This is a genomic window from Nocardia citri, assembly GCF_054065835.1.
This window is the reverse complement of sequence record NZ_JBSUQM010000070.1, coordinates 1-787: the sequence shown is the minus strand read 5'-3', so window position 1 is coordinate 787 and position 787 is coordinate 1. Positions and strand designations below refer to the sequence as shown.

The 787-nt window shown below is 65.4% G+C and carries 1 protein-coding gene; it reads right to left on the bottom strand.

What is annotated here, in order from left to right; all coding sequences use genetic code 11:
* Positions 1 to 26 precede the first annotated feature (26 nt).
* Positions 27 to 787, bottom strand: a 761-nt coding sequence (locus tag ACW2Q0_RS31130; RefSeq protein ID WP_457194495.1) for a FecCD family ABC transporter permease, incomplete at its 5' end; no start/stop codon positions are given.

Here is a 787-nt window from a genome sequence, read left to right as displayed (position 1 = left end):
GTCGATGGTTCGCTCGCTACGCTCGCTCACAGGCTTATCAGCTTCTTGCGGCGAACGAGCAGAATGAAGAAGGGCGCACCCAGCGCGGAGATCATCACACCGACCGGTAATTCACCCGGCCGCGCCACAATTCGCCCGACCACATCGGCGACCAGCAACAGCACCGCACCGAGCAATCCGGAATACGGGATCAGCCAGCGATAGTCGGGACCGGTGAAAACCCTTGCGACATGCGGCACTATCAGCCCGATGAATGCGATCGGACCGATCGCCGCAGTGGCGGCGCCACACAGCAATACAATGGCGGCCAACCCGAGCGCCCGGTTGCGTCCGATATGCACTCCGAGTCCGCGCGCGGCCTCGTCGCCGAGGCTCAGCAGATTCAGGCCCGGCGCAGCCGTCACGGCCAGTACCACACCGATCGCCAAGAACGGCAATACCTGCCAGAACACCTCGGCGCCGCGCCCGTTCACCGTGCCGACCACCCAGAACCTGTAGGAGTCCAGCGCCGCATTGTCCATGAGCACAATGGCATTCGTCAGCGCCTGCAGGAATGCGGTCACCGCGGCGCCGGCCAGTACCAGGCTGAGCGGACTCGCCTTGCCGCCACCGATCGCGGAGGCACCGAACACCACCAGCCCCGCGATCAGTGCTCCCGCGAAGGCGAACCAGAGGTACTGCTCGGGTGCGGTCAGCGCGAACAGGTAACTGCTCAGTGCCGCAAGGAACGCCGCACCGGCATTCACACCCAGCAGGCCCGCGTCGGCCAGCGGGTTGCGGGTATAGC